General features: G+C 65.9%; 22 protein-coding genes. 15 read left to right on the top strand and 7 right to left on the bottom strand.

The annotated features are described in order from the left end of the window. Complete coding sequence (locus BRSPCE3_RS23910) at nt 1-717, top strand: SIMPL domain-containing protein (RefSeq protein ID WP_244068743.1); 717 nt, start codon at nt 1-3, stop codon at nt 715-717. Between the two features lie 104 nt (nt 718-821). On the opposite strand, the gene BRSPCE3_RS23915 is transcribed toward BRSPCE3_RS23910, so the two are convergent. Further along, nucleotides 822-1886 carry an MBL fold metallo-hydrolase gene (locus tag BRSPCE3_RS23915; protein WP_244068744.1) on the bottom strand — a complete coding sequence of 355 codons (1065 nt, stop codon included), beginning with the start codon at nt 1884-1886 and terminating at the stop codon, nt 822-824. A gap of 465 nt (nt 1887-2351) precedes the next feature. Between BRSPCE3_RS23915 and ffh the strand changes: the two genes are divergently transcribed. From ffh to rimM, 3 genes are all read left to right on the top strand, one after another. Further along, nucleotides 2352-3899, top strand: a complete 1548-nt coding sequence (gene ffh, locus BRSPCE3_RS23920; protein WP_244068745.1) for a signal recognition particle protein — start codon at nt 2352-2354, stop codon at nt 3897-3899. A gap of 85 nt (nt 3900-3984) precedes the next feature. Beyond that, nucleotides 3985-4317 (top strand): 30S ribosomal protein S16, encoded by a 333-nt coding sequence (gene rpsP, locus BRSPCE3_RS23925; RefSeq protein ID WP_050424979.1) that lies wholly within the window; start codon nt 3985-3987, stop codon nt 4315-4317. A gap of 17 nt (nt 4318-4334) precedes the next feature. After that, complete coding sequence (gene rimM, locus BRSPCE3_RS23930; protein ID WP_244068746.1) at nt 4335-4856, top strand: ribosome maturation factor RimM; 522 nt, start codon at nt 4335-4337, stop codon at nt 4854-4856. Between the two features lie 12 nt (nt 4857-4868). On the opposite strand, the gene gcvA is transcribed toward rimM, so the two are convergent. Further along, nucleotides 4869-5780 (bottom strand): transcriptional regulator GcvA, encoded by a 912-nt coding sequence (gene gcvA / locus BRSPCE3_RS23935; RefSeq protein WP_244068747.1) that lies wholly within the window; start codon nt 5778-5780, stop codon nt 4869-4871. A gap of 171 nt (nt 5781-5951) precedes the next feature. On the opposite strand from gcvA, the gene BRSPCE3_RS23940 reads away from it, so the two are divergent. The 6 genes from BRSPCE3_RS23940 (at nt 5952) to BRSPCE3_RS23965 (ending at nt 11720) form a co-directional block, all read left to right on the top strand. After that, nucleotides 5952-7151 carry an MFS transporter gene (locus tag BRSPCE3_RS23940; protein WP_244068748.1) on the top strand — a complete coding sequence of 400 codons (1200 nt, stop codon included), beginning with the start codon at nt 5952-5954 and terminating at the stop codon, nt 7149-7151. 160 nt (nt 7152-7311) lie between these two features. Continuing rightward, nucleotides 7312-8394, top strand: a complete 1083-nt coding sequence (locus BRSPCE3_RS23945; RefSeq protein ID WP_244068749.1) for a zinc-binding alcohol dehydrogenase family protein — start codon at nt 7312-7314, stop codon at nt 8392-8394. Nucleotides 8395-8403: 9 nt separating this feature from the next. Continuing rightward, nucleotides 8404-9165, top strand: coding sequence for a tRNA (guanosine(37)-N1)-methyltransferase TrmD (gene trmD, locus BRSPCE3_RS23950; RefSeq protein WP_244068750.1), 762 nt, complete (start codon nt 8404-8406; stop codon nt 9163-9165). Between the two features lie 109 nt (nt 9166-9274). Beyond that, nucleotides 9275-9655, top strand: coding sequence for a 50S ribosomal protein L19 (rplS, locus tag BRSPCE3_RS23955; RefSeq protein WP_244068751.1), 381 nt, complete (start codon nt 9275-9277; stop codon nt 9653-9655). 343 nt (nt 9656-9998) lie between these two features. Then, complete coding sequence (gene leuC / locus BRSPCE3_RS23960) at nt 9999-11405, top strand: 3-isopropylmalate dehydratase large subunit (protein WP_244068752.1); 1407 nt, start codon at nt 9999-10001, stop codon at nt 11403-11405. Nucleotides 11406-11510: 105 nt separating this feature from the next. Further along, nucleotides 11511-11720, top strand: coding sequence for a hypothetical protein (locus BRSPCE3_RS23965; protein WP_244068753.1), 210 nt, complete (start codon nt 11511-11513; stop codon nt 11718-11720). Nucleotides 11721-11792: 72 nt separating this feature from the next. On the opposite strand, the gene BRSPCE3_RS23970 is transcribed toward BRSPCE3_RS23965, so the two are convergent. Next, on the bottom strand, nt 11793-12386 hold the full coding sequence (locus BRSPCE3_RS23970; protein ID WP_244068754.1) for a hypothetical protein: 594 nt from the start codon (nt 12384-12386) through the stop codon (nt 11793-11795). 159 nt (nt 12387-12545) lie between these two features. Between BRSPCE3_RS23970 and BRSPCE3_RS23975 the strand changes: the two genes are divergently transcribed. Beyond that, nucleotides 12546-12839, top strand: coding sequence for a DUF1330 domain-containing protein (locus BRSPCE3_RS23975; protein WP_244068755.1), 294 nt, complete (start codon nt 12546-12548; stop codon nt 12837-12839). Nucleotides 12840-13034: 195 nt separating this feature from the next. Further along, on the top strand, nt 13035-14732 hold the full coding sequence (locus tag BRSPCE3_RS23980; RefSeq protein WP_244068756.1) for a methyl-accepting chemotaxis protein: 1698 nt from the start codon (nt 13035-13037) through the stop codon (nt 14730-14732). A gap of 75 nt (nt 14733-14807) precedes the next feature. Here BRSPCE3_RS23980 and BRSPCE3_RS23985 read toward each other — a convergent pair whose 3' ends face one another. From BRSPCE3_RS23985 to BRSPCE3_RS23995, 3 genes are all read right to left on the bottom strand, one after another. Beyond that, entirely contained in the window at nt 14808-15146 is a 339-nt protein-coding gene (locus BRSPCE3_RS23985) for a hypothetical protein (protein ID WP_244068757.1), read from the bottom strand. A gap of 127 nt (nt 15147-15273) precedes the next feature. Next, the gene (locus BRSPCE3_RS23990; RefSeq protein WP_244068758.1) at nt 15274-15504 is read right to left on the bottom strand and encodes a hypothetical protein; all 231 of its coding nucleotides are present in this window, start codon (nt 15502-15504) and stop codon (nt 15274-15276) included. 539 nt (nt 15505-16043) lie between these two features. Continuing rightward, a complete protein-coding gene (locus tag BRSPCE3_RS23995) occupies nt 16044-16370 on the bottom strand; it encodes a hypothetical protein (RefSeq protein WP_244068759.1) in 327 nt (108 codons plus the stop codon). 101 nt (nt 16371-16471) lie between these two features. Between BRSPCE3_RS23995 and BRSPCE3_RS24000 the strand changes: the two genes are divergently transcribed. The 3 genes from BRSPCE3_RS24000 (at nt 16472) to BRSPCE3_RS24010 (ending at nt 18440) form a co-directional block, all read left to right on the top strand. Then, a complete protein-coding gene (locus BRSPCE3_RS24000) occupies nt 16472-16870 on the top strand; it encodes a metallopeptidase family protein (RefSeq protein WP_244068760.1) in 399 nt (132 codons plus the stop codon). A gap of 90 nt (nt 16871-16960) precedes the next feature. Then, nucleotides 16961-17563: a 3-isopropylmalate dehydratase small subunit gene (gene leuD / locus BRSPCE3_RS24005; RefSeq protein ID WP_244068761.1), complete on the top strand. Its 603-nt coding sequence runs from the start codon at nt 16961-16963 to the stop codon at nt 17561-17563. An 88-nt stretch (nt 17564-17651) separates the two neighbouring features. Continuing rightward, complete coding sequence (locus BRSPCE3_RS24010) at nt 17652-18440, top strand: hypothetical protein (RefSeq protein ID WP_244068762.1); 789 nt, start codon at nt 17652-17654, stop codon at nt 18438-18440. 347 nt (nt 18441-18787) lie between these two features. On the opposite strand, the gene BRSPCE3_RS24015 is transcribed toward BRSPCE3_RS24010, so the two are convergent. Further along, the gene (locus BRSPCE3_RS24015; RefSeq protein WP_244068763.1) at nt 18788-19666 is read right to left on the bottom strand and encodes a CoA ester lyase; all 879 of its coding nucleotides are present in this window, start codon (nt 19664-19666) and stop codon (nt 18788-18790) included. Nucleotides 19667-19806: the final 140 nt, after the last annotated feature.

Here is a 19806-nt window from a genome sequence, read left to right on the forward strand (position 1 = left end):
ATGACCAATCGCCTCCCCTTCGCCGCCACCCTGATCGCGACCACGCTGCTGGCTGCGCCCGCATTCGCCGACAGCGACTTTCCGCCGGCGATCTCGGTCACCGGCGAGGCCACCGTATCGGCAGCGCCCGACGAAGCGCAGCTCGACGCCGGCGTCACGACCGACGGCAAGACCGCGCGCGAGGCCACCGACGCCAACAATGTGACCATGGGCAAGGTGCTGGCCGCGCTGAAGGGCGCCGGCATCGCGGAGAAGGACTATCAGACCTCGCGGCTGTCGCTGCAGCCGCAATTCGCCAACCGTGGGCCGTCGTCGCCGAACGCCCCGCCCAGCATCGTCGGCTACCACGCCAGCAATCGGGTCACGATCAAGCTGCACGATGTGAGCAAGGTCGCCGGCGTGATCGACGTGCTGGTCGGCGCCGGCGCCAATGACATCGGCGGGCTGAATTTCTCGGTGTCGCAGGCCTCGAAGCTGCTCGACGAAGCGCGCGAAAAGGCTGTTGCCGATGCCCGCCGCAAGGCCGAGATCTACGCCAAGGCCGCCGGCGTCACGCTCGGCGCGCCTTTGAATATCGCGGAGGTCGGCTCGGCGCCGGTCCCGATGTTCCGCGCCAAGATGGCCACCGCAGCTTTCGCCGCGCCGACCCCGGTGGCGCAGGGCGAGGAAACGCTGACGGTCAATGTCAGCGTCTCCTGGGCGATCAAGGAGAAGTAGAGCCACAGGCGTAGCCCGGATGGAGCGCAGCGAAATCCGGGTCGGCTTCTCCGCGGATGGACTTCCCCGGATTTCGCTGCGCTCCATCCGGGCTACCCTTCCTTCTAAATCTCAAACACCTGTCCCGGCTTCAATGCCACAAACTTCTCGCGCGGCACTTTTGCCGCGTCGAGCGCTTCACCCAGCGCGATCGCGGGCGCGTCGATCGCTTCATCGGTCAATTGGAATGTGCCGTGGTGATGCGCCAGCGCCTGGCCCGCGCCGCAATCGGCCAGCGCCTTCACTGCGTCCTCCGGGTTCATGTGCTGGTCGCGCATGAACCAGCGCGGCTCGTAGGCGCCGATCGGCAGGATCGCGAGCCGCAATGGGCCGTGCACCTCGGCCACCCGGCGGAAATGCCGACCGTCGCCGTAACCGGAATCGCAGACGATGTAGAGCTTGCCGGCCGGCGTCTCCAGCACGAAGCTCGCCCACAGCGCCTTGTTGCGATCGAACAGGCCGCGCGCCGACCAGTGCCGCGTCGGCACCAGGGTCACGGCAACGCCGCCGCCGAGCTCGACGCGCTGATGCCAGTCGAATGCCTCGGCCTTGATCGCGGCGTCGGAGGCCCGCATCGTGACGTCGTTGCCGAGCGGCGTGATCACGCGGGGCGCGAACGTGGCGTTGAGCCTCGACAGCGTCGCTGTGTCGAGATGATCGTAATGGCCGTGCGACACCAGCACGACGTCGATCCTGGGCAACTTGTCAAAGGCGATGCCGGGATCGTTGTGCCGTTTCGGACCCGCGAAGCTGAACGGCGAGGCGCGCATCGACCACACCGGATCGACCAGGATGTTGAGGCCTGCGGTCTGGATCAGCCAGCTGGCATGGCCGACGAAACAGAGCCGCACCCTGTCGCCGTCGACGCGCGGCGGCGGCGTATCGGCATAGGGGCTCGGCACCCAGTCCGGCCAGACCGCGCGCTGGCGGCCGCCGCCGAACTGCCAGCGCAACACCTCGCCGAGCGATTTCGGCGGCGCGCCATCCGGATCGAAGAAGTGCAGGCCGTCGAAGTGATCCGAGACGGGGCCGTCATAGGTTTTCATGTAAGTCATCCAGATCGAGGGCACGCCGAGCGCTGCGGCGGCTCCGGTCAAGGTTGCAAGAACGCGGCGGCGGGTGATGGGCAAGCGGGTTCCCAAACAGGAGGCAGGCTCCGGTTATATGGGTGGCAGCGGCGAATCCGGAACCAGCACGCCAAATTGGCGTAATTTCAATGTCTTAGGCTTTGAATCGCGCGAGTTGTGGCGAAACTTTCCTTGACTTTGCCGCCCCGGCAGCGTTTAACGCGGCCACTTTCTCGGAAAGATCCGTCTTTTCGACCCGCCGACTGGTCCTGGAGGCCAGAGGCCAACGCCCGACAGCGCGATGCGCCCTCGGGCGCGAAAGTGTTTGGACCATCGTCTTGGCGACCCGTCTTGGCACGGTGCCGAGGCGAACTATCTGGTCATCACCCGCGAAGGCAGGTGATCCAGTATTCCAGAGGCAGCTCGGATCGAACCGGGAGGCCGCGGCGGACTGGATACCCCGCTTTTCGCGGGGCATGACGGGAAACGGGTGAAGCGCGCTCACGGGCGCAACGAAGGACAACGGCATTGTTCGACAATCTGTCGGAACGGCTTGGTGGCATTCTCGATCGTCTGACGGGGCGCGGTGCGCTGACCGAAAAGGACGTCGATGCCGCGATGCGCGAGGTGCGCCGCGCGCTGCTCGAAGCCGACGTCGCGCTCGAGGTGGTCCGCAGCTTCATCGACCGGGTCCGCGAGCAGGCGATCGGCGCCACCGTCGTCAAGTCGGTGACGCCGGGCCAGATGGTGGTGAAGATCGTCCATGACGAGCTGGTCGCCACGCTCGGCTCCGACGGCCAGACCATCGATATCAATTCCGTGCCGCCGGTGCCGATCATGATGGTCGGTCTGCAGGGCTCCGGCAAGACCACCACCACCGCAAAGCTCGCGCGCCGCATGGTCCAGCGCGACAAGCGCAAGGTGCTGATGGCTTCGCTCGACGTCTACCGCCCGGCGGCGATGGAGCAGCTCGCGGTGCTCGGCCGCGACCTCGACATTCCGACCTTGCCGATCGTCGCCGGCCAGATGCCGCCGCAGATCGCCAAGCGCGCGCTGGAAGCCGGCAAGCTCGGCGGCTACGACGTGGTGCTGCTCGACACCGCCGGCCGCACCACGCTCGACGAAGACATGATGAAGGAGGCGGCCGAGATCAAGGCCGCCGCCAACCCGCATGAAGTGCTGCTGGTCGCGGATAGCCTCACCGGCCAGGACGCGGTCAATCTCGCACGCTCGTTCGACGAGCGCGTCGGCCTCACCGGCATCGTGCTGACGCGCGTCGACGGCGATGGCCGCGGCGGCGCGGCGCTGTCGATGCGCGCGGTCACCGGCAAGCCGATCAAGCTGATCGGCACCGGCGAAAAGACCGACGCGCTGGAAGACTTCCACCCCAACCGCATCGCCGGCCGCATCCTCGGCATGGGCGACGTCGTCTCGCTGGTCGAGAAGGCGGCCGCGAACATCGACGCCGAGAAGGCCGCGCGCACCGCCGAGCGCATGCGCAAGGGTCAGTTCGACCTCAACGACATGCGCGAACAGCTGCAGCAGATGGCCAATATGGGCGGCATCGGCGGGTTGATGGGCATGATGCCCGGCATCGCCAAGATGAAGAACCAGATCGCGGCGGCCGGCATCGACGACAAGATCATCAAGCGCCAGGTCGCGGTGATCGATTCGATGACGCGGGCCGAGCGCAAGAGTCCGGACATCCTGAAGGCGAGCCGCAAGAAGCGGATCGCGGCCGGCGCCGGCCAGAGCGTCGAGCAGGTCAACAAGCTCCTGAAGATGCACCGGAACATGGCCGACATGATGAAGGCCATGGGAAGCGGCAAGCGCGGCCCGCTCGCCGGCATCGCGCAGGCGATGGGCTTTGGCGGCGGCATGAAACCGCCTTCGGCCGAAGAGATGAAGGCGATGGCCGAGAAGATGCAGGGCGGCGCCGGCGGCGGCCTGCCCAACCTGCCGAAGGATTTGCCGGCCGGGCTGCGCGGCGGCCTGCCGAACGTGCCGGGCCTGACCGGCCTTTCCGGCAAGCCGATGCTGCCGGGCCTCGGCGGCTTCCCGGGCAAGAAGAAATGAGGAATTCGTCGCGCCGGCTCACATGCAGCCGGCGCGACGCGGAATACCAATCAATCGAACACATCGACCTTTGAAGGAGAATTGAATGTCCGTTGTTATCCGCCTCGCTCGCGCAGGCACCAAGAAGCGTCCGGTCTATCACGTCGTCGTCGCCGACTCGCGCTTCCCGCGCGATGGCCGCTTCATCGAGCGTCTCGGCCACTTCAACCCGCTGCTGCCGAAGGACAACGAGGCCCGCCTGAAGCTCGACATGGACAAGGTGAAGGCCTGGCTCGCCAAGGGCGCGCAGCCGTCGGATCGCGTGACCCGCTTCCTCGACGCCGCCGGCGTCAAGAAGCGCGCGCCGCGCAACAACCCCGAGAAGGCCGTGCCGCGCAAGGAGCGCAAGGCGCAGGCCGAAGCCGCCGCCAAGGCGTAAGCTGAACGGCTGCTACGGTGACTGCACCGGTCTGTGTCGCCCGTATCGGCGCTGCGCATGGTGTGCGCGGCGCCGTCCGGCTGTGGACCTTCACCGAAGATCCGCTGGCCGTGAGGGACTACGGTCCGCTGATGACCAAGGATGGCACGCGCCAGTTCGAGGTCACGCATGCGCGTGAGGCCAAAGACCATCTGGTGGTGACGCTGAAGGGCGTCGCCAGCCGCGATGACGCCGAACGGCTCAACGGGCTCGAGCTTTACGTTCCGCGCGACCGGCTGCCGGACACCGACGACGGCGAATACTACCACACCGACCTGATCGGGCTCGCCGCGGTGACGACGGCGGAGCAGCCGCTCGGCAAGGTGATCGCGATCCATAATTTCGGCGCCGGCGATATCATCGAGATCGCCCCGCCGCAGGGCGCGACCATGCTGCTGCCCTTTACCAACGCCGTGGTGCCGACGGTCGATCTCGACGCCGGCCGCGTCGTGATCGAGCTGCCGCAGGAAATCGACGGCGACGATCCGTCAACCGCCTGATCGAGAAAATCTTCAACCCGTCATGCGGCCTTGCTGCTCGAGCCAGTCGCAGAACACCGCGCTGTGCGGATCGTTGCTGCGGCCTGCCGGGAAATAGGCGAAGTAGCTTCGCGCCGGCAGGCTGATGTCCGGAAACGGCGTCACCAGGCGCCCGGCCGCGAGATCGTCTGCGATCAGCGCCGTCGGGCCCATCGCGACGCCGAGCCCATCGAGCGCGGCCTGGATCGTCAGATAGAAATGATCGAAGGTCAGCGCGGCCTTGGGCTCCAGTGCGGAGTGCCCGGCCTCGGTCAGCCAGTCGCGCCAAAGCCGCGGCATTGAGGTGACATGCAGCAGCGTATGCCTTGAGAGATCCGCGATCCCATCGAGCGGCAATTGCGCGGATAGCGATGGACTGCACACCGGCAACCGCCGCTCGGACACCAGGAAGCGCGACGAGAAGCCGTGAAACGTATCCGGACCACCGCGGATCACGACGTCGAATGATTCAGGCAACGCATCCACCGGATCGTTCGACGTACTCAGGCGCACCTCGATATCAGGATGCTCGGCGCGAAACCGGCTCATCCGCGGCAACAGCCAGCGCAGGCTGAAGGTTGCGAGCGCATTGACGTGCAGCACGGCGACGGCGGCATCGTCGCGCCTCGCGCGATGCTGCTGCACGGCCGCCGAAATCCGGTCGAGCGCCGGCGCGAATTCGGCGAGCAGCGCCGCGCCGGCCGGCGTCAGCACGACGCGGCGCACCGAGCGCCGGAACAGCGCCGGCGCGCCCAGCCATTGCTCGAGCAGGCGAATCTGCTGGCTGACGGCGCCATGGGTCACGCTGAGCTCGGCGGCGGCTTCCTTGAAGCTGCCGAGCCGCGCGGCCGCCTCGAAGGCGCGTACCGCATTGAGCGGCGGCAGGCTGCGGCGTGGGACGAACATGATCCCCTCATACCAGATTTTCTAACACATCGTCCGATTATTACTGATTTGTGACAGCGGCCGATCAAGCGCATATTGCGCGGCAAGCCACTCACTTATCGTCTCTTTTCGAAGATCGCCTCCGATGCAGCATCAACCAATCTTTAGATTTTCTTGCCTGGGACGGCCGAGATGAGCGTATCCGTCGAAGCCGGCACATCCCGCCCCGACCAGGCCCGGGCAACCCGCACGCTGACGGTGACCGGGCTCAACCACGCCCTCCACGACGGCTACACCGACCTGATCTACGTGCTGCTGCCGGTCTGGCAGGCCGAATTCGCGCTGAGCTACGGGCTGCTGGCGCTGCTGCGCGGGCTCTATGCCGGCGCCATGGCGGGCTTGCAGATTCCGGTCGGACGCCTCGCTGAGCGGATCGACGGCAAGATCATCCTGATCGCGGGCACCGCGCTGTCGGCGTTGGGCTATGTGCTCGCCGGCTTCTCCGGCGGCGTCATCGGACTTGGCCTCGCGCTCGCGCTGTCCGGCGCGGGGTCGAGCACGCAGCATCCGATCGCCTCATCCGCGGTGTCGCGCGCCTATGGCGCGGCCGCGCGCGGGCCGCTCGGCATCTACAATTTCTCCGGCGATCTCGGCAAGGCCGCGATCCCGGCAGCGACCTCGATCCTGCTCGTGATCATGTCGTGGCGGCATACGCTGCTCGTGCTCGCGCTTGCAGGCCTGCTCGTCGCGGTCCGCATCGCGCTCTGGATGCCGTCGGTCGGCAAGGGCGCCGAGCGCAAGACGGCCGCCGCATCACACCACGCAAGCGCAGGCCGCGGCTTCTCCTGGCTGCTCGCGATCGGCATCCTCGACACTGCGGTCAGGATGGGCTTTCTCACCTTCCTGCCGTTCCTGTTGCGCGACAAGGGGGCCGCGCTACCGACCAACGGCCTCGCGCTGGCGATGGTGTTCATCGGCGGCGCCGCCGGGAAATTCACCTGCGGCTGGCTCGGCGCGCGCGTCGGCACGCTGCGCACCGTGCTGATCACCGAAGGCGGCACGGCGGTGCTGATTCTGGCGGTGCTGATGCTGCCGCTGGCGCCCGCCATCGTGCTGCTGCCGCTGCTCGGCCTGATGCTCAACGGCACCTCCTCGGTGCTCTATGGCACGGTGCCCGAACTCACGCCGGCGCATCAGACCGAACGCGCCTTCGCGCTGTTCTATACCGGGACGATCGGATCGGGCGCGATCGCGCCTGTCATCTACGGCCTGCTTGGCGACGCGCTCGGCCCGACGCTTGCGACCGCGGCGACCGCGCTCACGGCGCTGGCGATCTGCCCGCTTGCGGTGGCGCTCGCGCGGCATCTCGGCGACGACCGAGCAACGACGTGACGCATCGTTAGCCCAGGTCTGTAGCCAGGTCTGTAGCCCAGGTCCGTAGCCCGGATGGAGCGCAGCGCAATCCGGGGCCGCTCCTTGTTGCTTGCATGATTCCCGGATTGCGCTTCGCTCCATCCGGGCTACTTAAGCGATAGTGTCACGGAGCATCCCAATGACAAGCACGCACAAGGCCTGGCGGCTGCACGCCCATAATGATCTGCGCTTCGAGGAGGTCGCAACGCCGAGGCCAGCGCCCGACGGCGTCATCGTCAAGGTCGAGGCCGGCATGGTGCTGTCCTACACCAACAAGCTCCTGTCGGGCGCGCTGCCCTACAGCCTGCCGCCGATGCCGTTCGTGCCGGGCACCAACGCGATCGCCCGCGTCGTCGCCACCGGCGACAACGTCACGCATGTCAGGAGCGGCGACCGCGTATTCCTGAGCCCACATCTGCGCGGCGACGTGCCGGATCGCGATCCGCCGCAGATCCTGATCGGCCTCACCGCCACCGTGACGACGCCAGAAGCGTTCGCGTTACAGGCGCGCTGGCGCGACGGCGTGTTCGCCGAGATCGCGCACTGGCCGGCCGCCTGCGTCACGCCGCTTGCCAATCTCGACGACAGGCCGGCAACCGAGCTGATCGGGCTTGCCAAACTGATCGTGCCGTTCGGCGGCTTGCAGCGCACCGGCCTGCGCGGCGGGCAGACCATCATCGTCAACGGCGCGACCGGCTATTTCGGTTCGGGCGGCGTGATGCTCGCGGTCGCGATGGGCGCCGGTCGTGTCGTCGCCGTCGGGCGCAAAGAGGCCGCGCTCGAGCAGCTGCGCGATGCATTCGGCCCGCGCGTCATTCCCGCTGCCGTGACCGGCGATGCCGCCGCCGATCTTCAGATCATCCGCCGCGCTGCCGGCGGCAGCGCCGATGTCGCGCTCGATCTGCTCGGCGCCGCCAAGAGCACGTCAACGACACTGTCATGCCTGCGCGCGCTGCGGCGCGGCGGACGGATGGTGCTGATGGGCAGCGCCGAGGTGCCGCTCGAGCTCTCGTTCCGCGAGATGCTGGCCAACGACTGGGAAGTGGTCGGGCAGTTCATGTACGACCGCACCGCGCCCGGCCAACTCGCCGGCCTCGCCGCCGAAGGCCTGCTGGACCTGCGCAAGATCAATGTCGCGACCTTCACCCTCGCCGACTTCCGCCGCGCGGTGGACGCGGCTGCGATGATGCAGAGCCTCGACCTCACGGCCGTGGTGCCGTAACCAGAGGCCATGACATCGCAAGAGACCCCATCGCAAGCGGCTCCCTGGCGCGCCACCGTGCTGACGCTGTTCCCGGACATGTTTCCGGGGCCGCTTGGCGTCAGCCTGGCCGGCAAGGCGCTGGCCACCGGGCTCTGGGCGCTGGAGGCGCGCGACATCAGGGCATCGGCGACCGACAAGCACCGCAGCGTCGACGACACCCCGGCCGGCGGCGGCCCGGGCATGGTGCTGCGGGCCGACGTGCTGGCCGCGGCGATCGACGCCGCTTCGATTGCAGCTGACCGCCCACGCCTCCTGATGAGCCCGCGGGGTCGGCCATTGAGCCAGCCCCAAGTCGCCGAGCTCGCGGCCGGGGCCGGTCCCTTGGTCGTCTGCGGCCGCTTCGAGGGCATCGACCAGCGGGTGATCGAGGCCAGGGGCCTCGAGGAGGTCTCGATCGGCGATTATGTGCTGTCCGGGGGCGAAATCGCCGCGATGGCGCTGATCGACGCCTGCGTCCGGCTGTTGCCGGGGGTGATGGGGAAGCTGGCCTCGGGAACCGAAGAGAGTTTTTCGGAAGGACTACTGGAATACCCCCAGTACACCCGCCCGCAGGAGTTCGAGGGCCGCCAAATCCCGGAAATCCTGATTTCCGGCGACCACGCTAAGGTCGCGGCCTGGCGGCTGGCCCAGTCCGAAGCCCTGACGGCGGCCCGGCGGCCCGATCTCTGGGCCCGCAAGGCCGGCCAAAAAGCCGCCCGGCGAGGGACAAAAAACACGACAGACGGGTGACAAACCCTGCGCTTTGCCTTATAGGCACGGCCTAATCCGCACACGCGCAGGATAGATGGACGTTTGCGCAGCCCGCGAAAGGCTGGGCGCGCCGCCGATGGAGATTTCGATGAACCTGATTCAGCAGCTCGAAAAAGAGCAGTTCGACAAGCTCGCCGCCACCAAGGATATCCCGGAATTCGGACCCGGCGATACCGTCATCGTCAACGTGAAGGTGGTCGAAGGCGAGCGTACCCGCGTGCAGGCCTATGAAGGCGTCTGCATCGGCCGTTCCGGCCACGGCCTCAACGAGAGCTTCACCGTGCGCAAGATTTCGTACGGCGAGGGCGTCGAGCGCGTGTTCCCGGTGATGTCGCCGATGATCGACTCGATCAAGGTCGTGCGTCGCGGCAAGGTGCGTCGCGCCAAGCTCTATTACCTGCGCAGCCTGCGCGGCAAGTCGGCCCGCATCGTCGAGAAGCAGGACCGCCAGACCGCCGTCGGCGAGTAATCCATCCCGCAAGGGTTTTGACGAAAAGCGCGGGGCTGGCCCCGCGCTTTTTTGTTGCGGCATACCTATCTGATGGACAGGCCCGCGCATCGATCGATTGTCGCGGGCGCAAGCCCTGTGTTAGAAATTTAGAATGGTTCCGGATCAAGCAAGTCAGACCTGCCAGCGCGTCGTGATCGACGATCGCTCGCGGCTGCCCGGCCGCTTCTTCGGACGCTTTGCGACGTCGGCGACATCAGAGCTTAGGCGCGCAGCGTAACGCTGCCTGGACGCTCTCGCCTGCCGGCGCGGCCTGCCCGCGCTCACGCCATTCACCACCGAATTTCTTCTGGAGCTGAAGCTCATGTCCAAACCGACCACGCTGTACGACAAGATCTGGAACGACCATCTGGTCCACGAGGCCGAGGACGGCACCTGCCTGCTCTATATCGACCGCCATCTGGTGCACGAGGTGACCTCGCCGCAGGCGTTCGAAGGCCTGCGCGCTTCGGGGCGCAAGGTGCACGCGCCGGAGAAGACGCTCGCCGTCGTCGACCACAACATCCCGACCACCGACCGCTCGAAGCCGAACCCCGATCCCGAGAGCATCGAGCAGATGCGGGTGATGGCGGAGAACGCCAAGGAATTCGGCATCGAATATTACAACGAATTCGACAAGCGCCAGGGCATCGTCCACGTCATCGGCCCGGAGCAGGGTTTCACGCTGCCCGGCACCACCATCGTCTGCGGTGACAGCCACACCTCGACGCATGGCGCGTTCGGCGCGCTCGCGCACGGCATCGGCACTTCCGAGGTCGAGCACGTGCTGGCGACGCAGACGCTGATCCAGAAGAAGGCCAAGAACATGCGCGCGATCGTCGACGGCACATTGCCCGAAGGCGTGACCGGCAAGGACATCATCCTGGCGATCATCGGCGAGATCGGCACCGCCGGCGGCACCGGCTATGTGCTGGAATATGCCGGCGAGGCGATCCGTGCGCTCAGCATGGAAGGCCGCATGACGGTCTGCAACATGTCGATCGAAGGCGGCGCGCGCGCCGGCCTGGTTGCGCCCGACCAGAAGGCGTTCGACTTCCTGCGCGACCGCCCGAAAGCGCCGAAGGGCGCCGCCTGGGATGCCGCGATGCGCTACTGGGAGACGCTGCGCTCCGACGAGGGCGCGCATTTCGATCACGAGCTGCGGCTGGACGCGGCAAAACTGCCGCCGATCGTCACCTGGGGCACGAGCCCCGAGGACGTGATCTCGATCACCGGCTTCGTGCCGGATCCCGACAAGATCGCGGACGAGGCCAAGCGGCTCTCCAAGCACCGCGCGCTGAAATATATGGGCCTGACCGCCGGTACGAAAATCACCGACATCAAGCTCGACCGCGTCTTCATCGGCTCCTGCACCAACGGCCGTATCGAGGATCTGCGCGCCGCGGCGAAGATCGCCGAGGGCAAGACCGTCAACGCCAACGTCAACGCGATGATCGTGCCGGGCTCGGGCATCGTGAAGGAGCAGGCGGAAGCCGAAGGCCTCGACAAGATCTTCATCAAGGCCGGCTTCGAATGGCGTGAGCCGGGCTGCTCGATGTGCCTTGCGATGAACCCGGACAAGCTGAAGCCGGAAGAGCGCTGCGCTTCCACCTCGAACCGCAACTTCGAGGGCCGTCAGGGCTTCAAGGGCCGCACCCATCTGGTGTCGCCCGCGATGGCCGCGGCGGCCGCGATCGCCGGCCACTTCGTCGACGTCCGCGACTGGCGGTAACACGCAGTTTCGCATCAAGCTCGAGCCGTTGTGGAAACGGCTCGTTAACGGGGCGCACGCACACTGCCTCCTTGCGAAAACAAGTCTTCGCAAGGAGCGCGTGCCGTGGCGGATAAACCTGAATTCGTCGACATGATCAGCGAGGCGACGCGGCAGAAGCGCCGCCGCGCCGCGCCGCGCATCATCGATCCGCTTCCCGAGGTGAAGGAAACCTCGCGCCTCAGCCACTGGCCGCCGGAGCGCTGGACGCAATGGCGGATGGAAAACCTGACGCCGTGGAAGATCAAGTCCTGGAAGCTGAAGAACTGGGACTAGCGCTCTCGCGCGCAAGCAACCCAACAATCCCAGCAAAACGGGCGCCGTGAGCGCCCGCTATCGTTTCAGCAGTTACCAATAGACCCGGTACGGCCGCCAGTGATGCCGGTGGTGCCACCACGGCCGGCAGATCCGGCGCGGTCCGTCATAGGTCCAGACCACCCGGCAGCGGCGGTGGTGATAATAGGTCGGGTAATAGTAGGACGATCCGTAGAAGTAGCGCCGGTGATGGAAGTGCCGGCGGTAATAGGGCCGATAGCCATAGCGGTAACCGCCGCCATAGAAGCGATGGTGGTAACCGCCGTAGTGGCGATGGAAGCCGCCATGGAACGCCGGCGCGGCACGGAAACCGCCACCATGGAAGCCGCGGAAACCGCCGCCGTGGAAGCCGCCGCCGTGGAAGCCACCACCATGGAAACCACCGCCGTGGAAGCCGCCGCCATGAAAACCCCCGCCGTGGCCGCCACCGCCGCCGTGGCCACCGCCGCCATGCCGAACCTGGGTCGTCATTGCATCGGCCGCAGACTTTGCCGCGGGCGCAGTACCCGGGCTCGCCAGCGTCAGCGCTTCGGCGCGTTGCTGCGCAGCGATCGACAACGCGAAGACCGCGGCCGCCGCAACGCCGAGACGGCGCATCAGGCCGCGCCGCAAAGTGCTCTGCCTCATTTCCAGACCTCCCTGACAACAGCGTTGAGAACCGCGTGCTGATGGCAGGCGGTCTCATTGCGTTGATTGCAGTCGCTCCCGGCGTGACGCTAGAAATCCCCGAGTGAATGCGCCATGAACGCGCAAAAGGTGCGACGAAAAGTCCGGGAGGGAACGTCGGTGACCGTCTATGTGATCGTGCAACTCAAGATGACCGATCGCGCCGCCTATGATCGCTATCAGGCGCGCTTCTTCGACGTGTTCAGGAAATTCAACGGGCGGCTGCTGTCGGCCGACGAACAGCCCAAGGTGCTCGAAGGCAATTGGGATCGCGACAAGCTGGTGCTGATGTCGTTCCCCGACGAAGCCGCGTTCCGCGCCTGGTCGGAATCGCCGGAATACGTCGAGATCTCCCGAGATCGCAAAGCGGGTGCGCAAGGCGTCGTGCTGCTGGCGAAGGGCTTTGCGCCTTGAGGCCGTCCCCCGGTACCGGCGTGAACCCTTTGCTAAGGGTTGGTCCCTAGGGTTAACCGGCAATCAACCAGAAAATTCAGGACTATTTCGGTTTCCATGGCGCGGCCAGCCGGCCAAGCCGTGGCATCGCGTCCTCACGCATGGCTCGTCGGCCGGCTAGGCCGGTGAAATCAGCAGCATTATCGTGGGGCCAGAATGACCTTCAAGTTTCAGAATTTGCCCATCATCGCCAAGATCGCGGTACCCGCAGCCATCATCGCGCTGGTCGCGATCGGAATCGTCGTCGAGGCCTCGCTGGCCCTGAGCCATTTGTCGGCGACCGCGTCCGACCTCGTCGACGGCAACGCCCGCCGCGTGCAGTACAGCCTGGAGGCCGAGAGCAATTTCAACAGCGCCGCGGTCAGCGAGAAGAATGTCATCCTGAGCGCGTCCGACACCAAGGCGATCGCCTCCAACATCGAAGCCTACACCAAGGCGACCGATGCCACGCTTGCCGCCGTCGACCGCCTGGCCTCGGTCACGTCGGACGCCGGACAGCACCAACTGATCGACAAGCTGCGCGGCGCGGTCAAGGATCGCCGCGAGGCCAGCGCGAAGGTGTTCGAGCTGGTGACCGCGGGCCGACTGGAGGACGCGTTCGCCCATTCACGCAACGTCGCGGCCAAGCATCGCCAGACCGCGATGGAGGCGGTCGCCAGCTTGATATCAGCCAATGTGAGGGACATGCAGGCTGCCCGCGACCAGGGCATTGCGGCCGCCGACCAGACCCGGCTCCTGCTGCTGTTCGGCGCCGCCGCCGGGCTGCTCAGTGCATTCGCGATCCTGGCCTGGATTGCGTTCAGCCAGATCGCGCGACCGCTGTCGCGCATGACCGGAGAGATGGCGAGGCTCGCCGAGGGCCATCTCGACATCGCCGTTGTCGGCGACGACAGGAGCGACGAGGTCGGCGGCCTCGCCAAATCGCTGCGCGTGTTCAAGGAGAATGCGATCACGGCGCGCCGCCTCGAGGCCGAACAGCGCGAGGAGCAGCTGCACAAGGAGGCCCGGCAGCGCGCTGTCGAAGGCCACATCGCGACCTTCGACAATCAGATCTCGGAGGCACTGAACGCCCTGACCGCTGCCTCGACCGAGATGCACGCGACCGCCGGCAGCATGTCGGCAACCGCAGAGGAAACCAGCCGGCAGGCAACCTTCGTCGCCACCGCCTCCAACGAGGCGTCGGCGAATGTCCAGACCGTCGCGGTCGCGACCGAGGAACTGCACGCCTCGATCAGCGAGATTACCCGCCAGGTGACGCAGGCGGCACAGACGGCGAAAGCGGCGGTGGACGAGACCGATCGCACCAACGCGACCATCGAGAGCCTTGCCGGGGCTGCGCAGCGGATCGGCGAAGTCGTCTCACTGATCCAGAACATCGCGTCGCAGACCAATCTGCTGGCGCTGAACGCAACCATCGAAGCCGCCCGCGCCGGCGAGTCCGGCAAGGGTTTTGCCGTCGTCGCCAATGAAGTGAAGGCGCTCGCCACCCAGACCGCCAAGGCGACCGAGGATATCTCCTCGCAGATCGCGGCGATCCAGCAGGAGACCGGTCAAGCCGTCGACGCGATCAGGACGATCGGCGGCACCATCGGGCGCATGAGCGAAATCGCGGCGGCGATCTCCGCCGCCGTCGAGCAGCAGAGCGCCGCAACCCGCGATATCGCGAAGAACATCCAGGAAGTTTCGCGCGGCACCAGCGAGGTGTCGGCGAATGTCGGCAGCGTCAACGAGGCCGCCACGGAAACCGGATCGGCCGCCACGCAGGTGCTGACGGCCGCCGACGATCTCAGCCATCAGTCGGCGACGCTGCGCAGCAACGTCAACGCGTTCCTGGACAAGATCCGCGCGGCCTGACCGGATCAGGCCGCACCTGCTTGCGAAGGGCGGCAACCGCGGCCGCCTTTCTCGTTACTCTCGCGGCCGCGCGCACTACCAGTACGGGCCGAACCCGAAGCCGAAGGTGAACGGCGCCGGTGCGACATACGGATACGGCCGATAATAGTAAGGCCGCCCGTAATAATAGGAGCCGTACGGCCGATCATAGGAATGGGGCCGGTAGTACGGTCGGTAATAGGGCCGATAGCCGTGGTGATAGTGGTGACGATGGTAATGGTGATGATGGCGCTGCGCGCTGAAATCCGTCGCCTTGCCCACCTGCCGCTGCGGTGTCGCGGCCTGCGGCCTGGTTGAAGCCGCGGCGGTTGCCGATGCCGGCGCCGTCAATGCGAATGCGCAAGCGACAGCGGCAACACCGATCCATCTCATCATGATCAACTCCTGCAGATTGCGATCGATATCATTTCGCGCGCGCGAATCTGCCGGTTTGATGGCTGAGAACGACGACAGGCCCGCTGCTCACGGGCCTGTGTCTCAACTGCGCTGATACGCCGCGCGATCAGCGGCGCCAGTGGCGACGATGGCCCCAGCCACGGTGATGTCCGCGACCCCAGCCACGATGATGTCCACGGCCCCAGCCTACTTGCGTGGTCGCCTGGTTCGCGTTGTCCTGAACCGTTGCGGCGCTGCCTGGCGTCGCAAGCGACATCGCGCTCGCACGCTCGGCCGGTGCCGCCAAAACCAATACGGCACCGACGGCCGCAAGCCCCAGAACCTTCATCACCTTCATAAGTTGTCTCCTTGATCGCTGGATGTCACGCCTGGCAACGACGATTCGAGCCTCTTGCTTTGATGCGTTGTCTTCACGCGAAGCGGCATCCGCCTCGCTCGACAACGCTCTGGCATTCGAATCGACCCCCGTTGCCGCGACGCAGATCGCAAGCAGAATGCAGGCGACGTGAATGGGAAGTGAAAATCTGCGCCACGATCATGAATGCCGCTGGCGCGATCAGGTTCCGATTCAGCCGCGTGAATTTTCGTGTCTGCGTGTAAAACCGGCATAGACAATGGTCGTATGTTTTAGGGTGGCTCTCGCAGGAGATCGCCGATGACACGACAAGGCTCGCGCAAATGGTTCACGCCTGGCGCGGCTGCGCTCGCTGGTTCCATGATTTCAGTTGATGTCGCGCTCGCCTCGCAAGGCCCGGGCGGCGGCATGGGAACGGCAAGCCATCTCACGCAAATGCTGATGGCGCTCGCGGTCTATGGAACAACGTGCGTGATCGCAGCTGTTGCATTGATCAGCGCGACGCGCCGATCCGGGCGCAACTAGCCCGGCCGCCAGAAGCAGTTCATGCGCGGCGTGATCACGGTGCCGCTCGGCCGGTGCTCCTGGACATAGGTCGCGGTGCAGTCGCGCACCGCGTTCGGTCCGGGATTGTAGCGCGGGATGACATCCGGTTCCCAATGATCGGGCCGCGACCGGTAGATCGGCACCCGCCTCAAACGGCGGCGCTCGGCGATCCGCTGGCGCACGACCGGCGCCGGCTCACCGACGCGCGCTTCAACCGCCGCGCTCTGCGCCCGCGCCTCTCCCACCGGGAGCGAAAGCCCGACTGCTACCGCCAACAGCGTTGCCGCCACGATCCGCTTCATCACGCCACCCAAGCCCCATTCTTGAGCCGCACGGTCTCCCATTGTGCTGCCAAGGTCAACTGCGCTGGCGCCGTCAGTGGCACTCGCGCTAAAGGAGTGTCATGTGGACCACAGAAAAAGCTCCCTCGCTCGCCGAGATGGAGACCATGGCGCACGAGATCTTCGAGCGCCTGCCCGAGACGTTCCGGGCCCTCTGCGAGGGCCTGATCATCCGTGTCGACGACTTCCCGACCGACGAAGTGCTCGACGACATGCAGGCCGAAAGCGAGTTCGACCTGCTCGGCCTGTTCCACGGCATCGGCCTGCCGCAGCAGAGCCATGGCGACGTGGCCCGGCTGCCCAACCTGGTCTGGCTGTACCGGCGGCCGATCCTGGACTATTGGGCCGAGCACGACGAGACGCTCGGCCACATCGTCCGCCACGTGCTGATTCACGAAATTGGCCACCATTTCGGCCTTTCGGACGCCGATATGGAGGCGATTGAGGCCGATGCGGGCTAGCCCTGCAGAAATCGCCCTTTTACCGCTGTCACATTCGCGATAGATATCCGGCCCCTATCCCCTATTTGTATTGGCCCGGGAAGAGCACCGATGGACAAGTTCACCACGCTGGAAGGCGTCGCGGCACCGCTGAAGATCATCAATGTCGACACCGACATGATCATTCCGAAGCAGTACCTCAAGACCATCAAGCGCACCGGCCTTGGCAAGGGGCTGTTCTCCGAGCAGCGCTACAAGGATGACGGTAGCGAGAACCCGGATTTCGTGCTCAACCAGCCGGCCTATCGCAGCGCGAAGGTGCTGGTCGCCGGCGACAATTTCGGCTGCGGCTCGAGCCGCGAGCACGCGCCCTGGGCGCTGCTCGACTTCGGCATCCGCTGCGTGATCTCGACCTCGTTCGGCGACATCTTCTACAACAACTGCTTCAAGAACGGCATCCTGCCGATCCGCGTGTCGCAAGAGGACCTCGACAAGCTGTTCGACGACGCCGAGCGCGGCGCCAATGCGACGCTGACCATCGACCTCCTCAACCAGGAGATCCGCGGTCCCGACGGCGGCAAGCTGAAGTTCGAGATCGATCCGTTCCGCAAGCACTGCCTGATCAACGGCCTCGACGACATCGGCCTGACGATGGAGAAGAAGTCGTCGATCGACACCTATGAGGCCAAGCTCAAGGAACGTGCCTGGGCTTGAGGCCCGGCGTATCATCGCGCCCCGGTGCCCTTATTAGGCGCCGGGGCTTTTCTTTGCCTCCTCGCAAACCCAGTGACCGCTGACGCGCATGCTGCCTGACATCGTCACCTTCTGGCATGGCTCGATCGACGCGCTGCGCCAGACCTGCCTGCGCTCGCAGCTGGCGGCCGGGCACAAGGTCACCGTCTACAGCTTCGATCCGATTCCCGGGCTGCCCGATGGCGTCGGCAATGCCGAGGCCGAAGCGGTGCTGCCGCATTCGTTCTCCGAGAAACTGCGTCCGGCCGAGCGCGACGGTTCATGGCGCGACTGGACCATCCTGCAATTCAGCGACTTCTTCCGCATGCGGCTGATGACGCAGCGCGCCGGGCTGTGGCTCGACGCCGATGTGCTGCTGCTAAAGAGCGTCGAGATCGATCCGGCAAAACCCTATTTCGCCTGGGAGCGGCCGCGTCAGCTCGGCAACTCCGTGCTGTATCTGCCGCCAGACGATCCGATCGTGCGCGCCTTCGAGGCGCTGATGAAACAGGAAGAGCTCACGCCGGACTGGCTGGCGCTGCGTCATCGCCTGACCTTCGCGATGCGCAAGCTGCGCGGCAAGTCCAAACGCCTGTCCGACATCCGGATCGCGATCTATGGCCCCGCCGCGCTCACCGCGCTGGCGCGCCGCGAAGGCGAGTTGCAGCACGCGCTGCCGAAACGTTCGTTCTACGCGGTGCATGCAGAGCCGAGGCTGTTCTTCGAGCCGTCGGATTTTTCGACGTACCTGAACGATCCCGCCATCATCGGCCTGCACATCTCGCCGAAGGGACGCGGCAAGGACGCGCCGATCCCGGGCAGCCTGTATGCGTGGGCGGCGGAGAGGTTCGGGGCGTAGTCCCCCTCCCCGGAGGGCACACCGCCAAAATATCGAAAACAACCCCATGCAAAGTAGCCGGCGGCTGCCGGCGTGCGGCATGGCAGCTTGACTCGTCGGGCAACTCAGCGGTATTCTTCTATTATTCCGAAATCATGCGGGCGCCTGCGGCTGGGCGTCGGAGAGGTTTGGGGCGCGATAATCACCCTCCCCTGGAGGGGGAGGGTCGACGCGAATGAAATGAGCGGCGGGGTGGGGTGACGGTCTCTCCACGCATCCTCTGCCCGTGTTGAGAGATCACCCCACCCCGTCTCACATTTCGCTACGCTCAATGTTATCCGACCCTCCCCCTCCAGGGGAGGGTAAGATCAATGCCCCATCGCGGCGATGGCATCGGCGATCGCGATGGTGCGCTTGGCCATCTCGGCGTGCAGGCGCTCGACCATGCGGCCGTCGAGCTGGATCGCGCCGCGCGAGGCGTTCTCCGGCTGTTCGAACGCGGCGATGATCTTGCGCGCCTCGGCGACCTCTTCCGCGGGCGGCGTGAAGATCGCGTTGCAGGCATCGATGTGGCTCGGATGGATCAGCGTCTTGCCGTCGAAGCCGAGATCGCGCCCCTGCGCGCATTCCTCGGCAAAACCGTCGACGTTGCTGATGTCGCCATAGGGGCCATCGAGGATCTCGAGCCCGTGCGCGCGGGTCGCCAGGATGCAATGCGTGATCATCGGGATCATCGCGGCACGGCCGGGCTTCATCCGGATCCGGGTCTCGCGCGCAATGTCGTTCGGACCGAACACGAAGCCGGCGAGCCGGGTCTCGGAGTCCTTCGATGCCGCGGCAAGCTTGTCGGCGTCGAGCACCGCGCGCGCGGTCTCGATCATGGCCCAGACCCGGATCGAGGCCGGAGCATTGATGTCGCTGAGCCGATCGGCGACCGCATTGAGATCGTCGACGGTGGAGATCTTGGGAACCAGGATGCCGTCCGGATGCGCCTTGCCGGCCATGCCGATGTCGTCGACCCACCACGGCGTGTCGAGCGCGTTAATGCGGATCAGGACCTCGCGCTTGCCAAAGCCCTTGGCGGCGACCGCCTTGGCGATCTGGTCGCGGGCCACCGCCTTGGCGTCGGGAGCCACGGAATCCTCGAGGTCGAGGATAATGCCGTCCGCCGGCAAGGTGCGGGCCTTCTCCAGCGCCCGTGCATTCGATCCCGGCATGAACAGCAGGCTGCGGCGCGGACGGGTCATCGGCATTCTCCTGGGGGCCTGGTCGGGGGCTGGGCTCCACCGCTGTCCATTGTTTGGGCATTGCGGCAGGAACCATCCTTCAACGCTGCCGTATCATCTCAGGCTGCACGCCGAAAGTCTTGTTCCGGACATGCGCATGT

Origin of the sequence: Bradyrhizobium sp. Ce-3 (genome assembly GCF_022835695.1) — a bacterium.
GTDB lineage: Bacteria > Pseudomonadota > Alphaproteobacteria > Rhizobiales > Xanthobacteraceae > Bradyrhizobium.

Coding starts and splice junctions, on each gene's coding strand:
- trmD (WP_244068750.1), top strand. CDS start 8,404: ATGACATCGCAAGAGACCCCATCGCAAGCGGCTCCCTGGCGCGCCACC.
- BRSPCE3_RS24000 (WP_244068760.1), top strand. CDS start 16,472: ATGTGGACCACAGAAAAAGCTCCCTCGCTCGCCGAGATGGAGACCATG.
- BRSPCE3_RS24015 (WP_244068763.1), bottom strand. CDS start 19,666: ATGACCCGTCCGCGCCGCAGCCTGCTGTTCATGCCGGGATCGAATGCA.
- leuC (WP_244068752.1), top strand. CDS start 9,999: ATGTCCAAACCGACCACGCTGTACGACAAGATCTGGAACGACCATCTG.
- rpsP (WP_050424979.1), top strand. CDS start 3,985: ATGTCCGTTGTTATCCGCCTCGCTCGCGCAGGCACCAAGAAGCGTCCG.
- BRSPCE3_RS23985 (WP_244068757.1), bottom strand. CDS start 15,146: ATGATGAGATGGATCGGTGTTGCCGCTGTCGCTTGCGCATTCGCATTG.
- gcvA (WP_244068747.1), bottom strand. CDS start 5,780: ATGTTCGTCCCACGCCGCAGCCTGCCGCCGCTCAATGCGGTACGCGCC.
- BRSPCE3_RS23945 (WP_244068749.1), top strand. CDS start 7,312: ATGACAAGCACGCACAAGGCCTGGCGGCTGCACGCCCATAATGATCTG.
- BRSPCE3_RS24010 (WP_244068762.1), top strand. CDS start 17,652: ATGCTGCCTGACATCGTCACCTTCTGGCATGGCTCGATCGACGCGCTG.
- BRSPCE3_RS23940 (WP_244068748.1), top strand. CDS start 5,952: ATGAGCGTATCCGTCGAAGCCGGCACATCCCGCCCCGACCAGGCCCGG.
- BRSPCE3_RS23990 (WP_244068758.1), bottom strand. CDS start 15,504: ATGAAGGTGATGAAGGTTCTGGGGCTTGCGGCCGTCGGTGCCGTATTG.
- rplS (WP_244068751.1), top strand. CDS start 9,275: ATGAACCTGATTCAGCAGCTCGAAAAAGAGCAGTTCGACAAGCTCGCC.
- BRSPCE3_RS23970 (WP_244068754.1), bottom strand. CDS start 12,386: ATGAGGCAGAGCACTTTGCGGCGCGGCCTGATGCGCCGTCTCGGCGTT.
- BRSPCE3_RS23995 (WP_244068759.1), bottom strand. CDS start 16,370: ATGAAGCGGATCGTGGCGGCAACGCTGTTGGCGGTAGCAGTCGGGCTT.
- BRSPCE3_RS23980 (WP_244068756.1), top strand. CDS start 13,035: ATGACCTTCAAGTTTCAGAATTTGCCCATCATCGCCAAGATCGCGGTA.
- BRSPCE3_RS23910 (WP_244068743.1), top strand. CDS start 1: ATGACCAATCGCCTCCCCTTCGCCGCCACCCTGATCGCGACCACGCTG.
- leuD (WP_244068761.1), top strand. CDS start 16,961: ATGGACAAGTTCACCACGCTGGAAGGCGTCGCGGCACCGCTGAAGATC.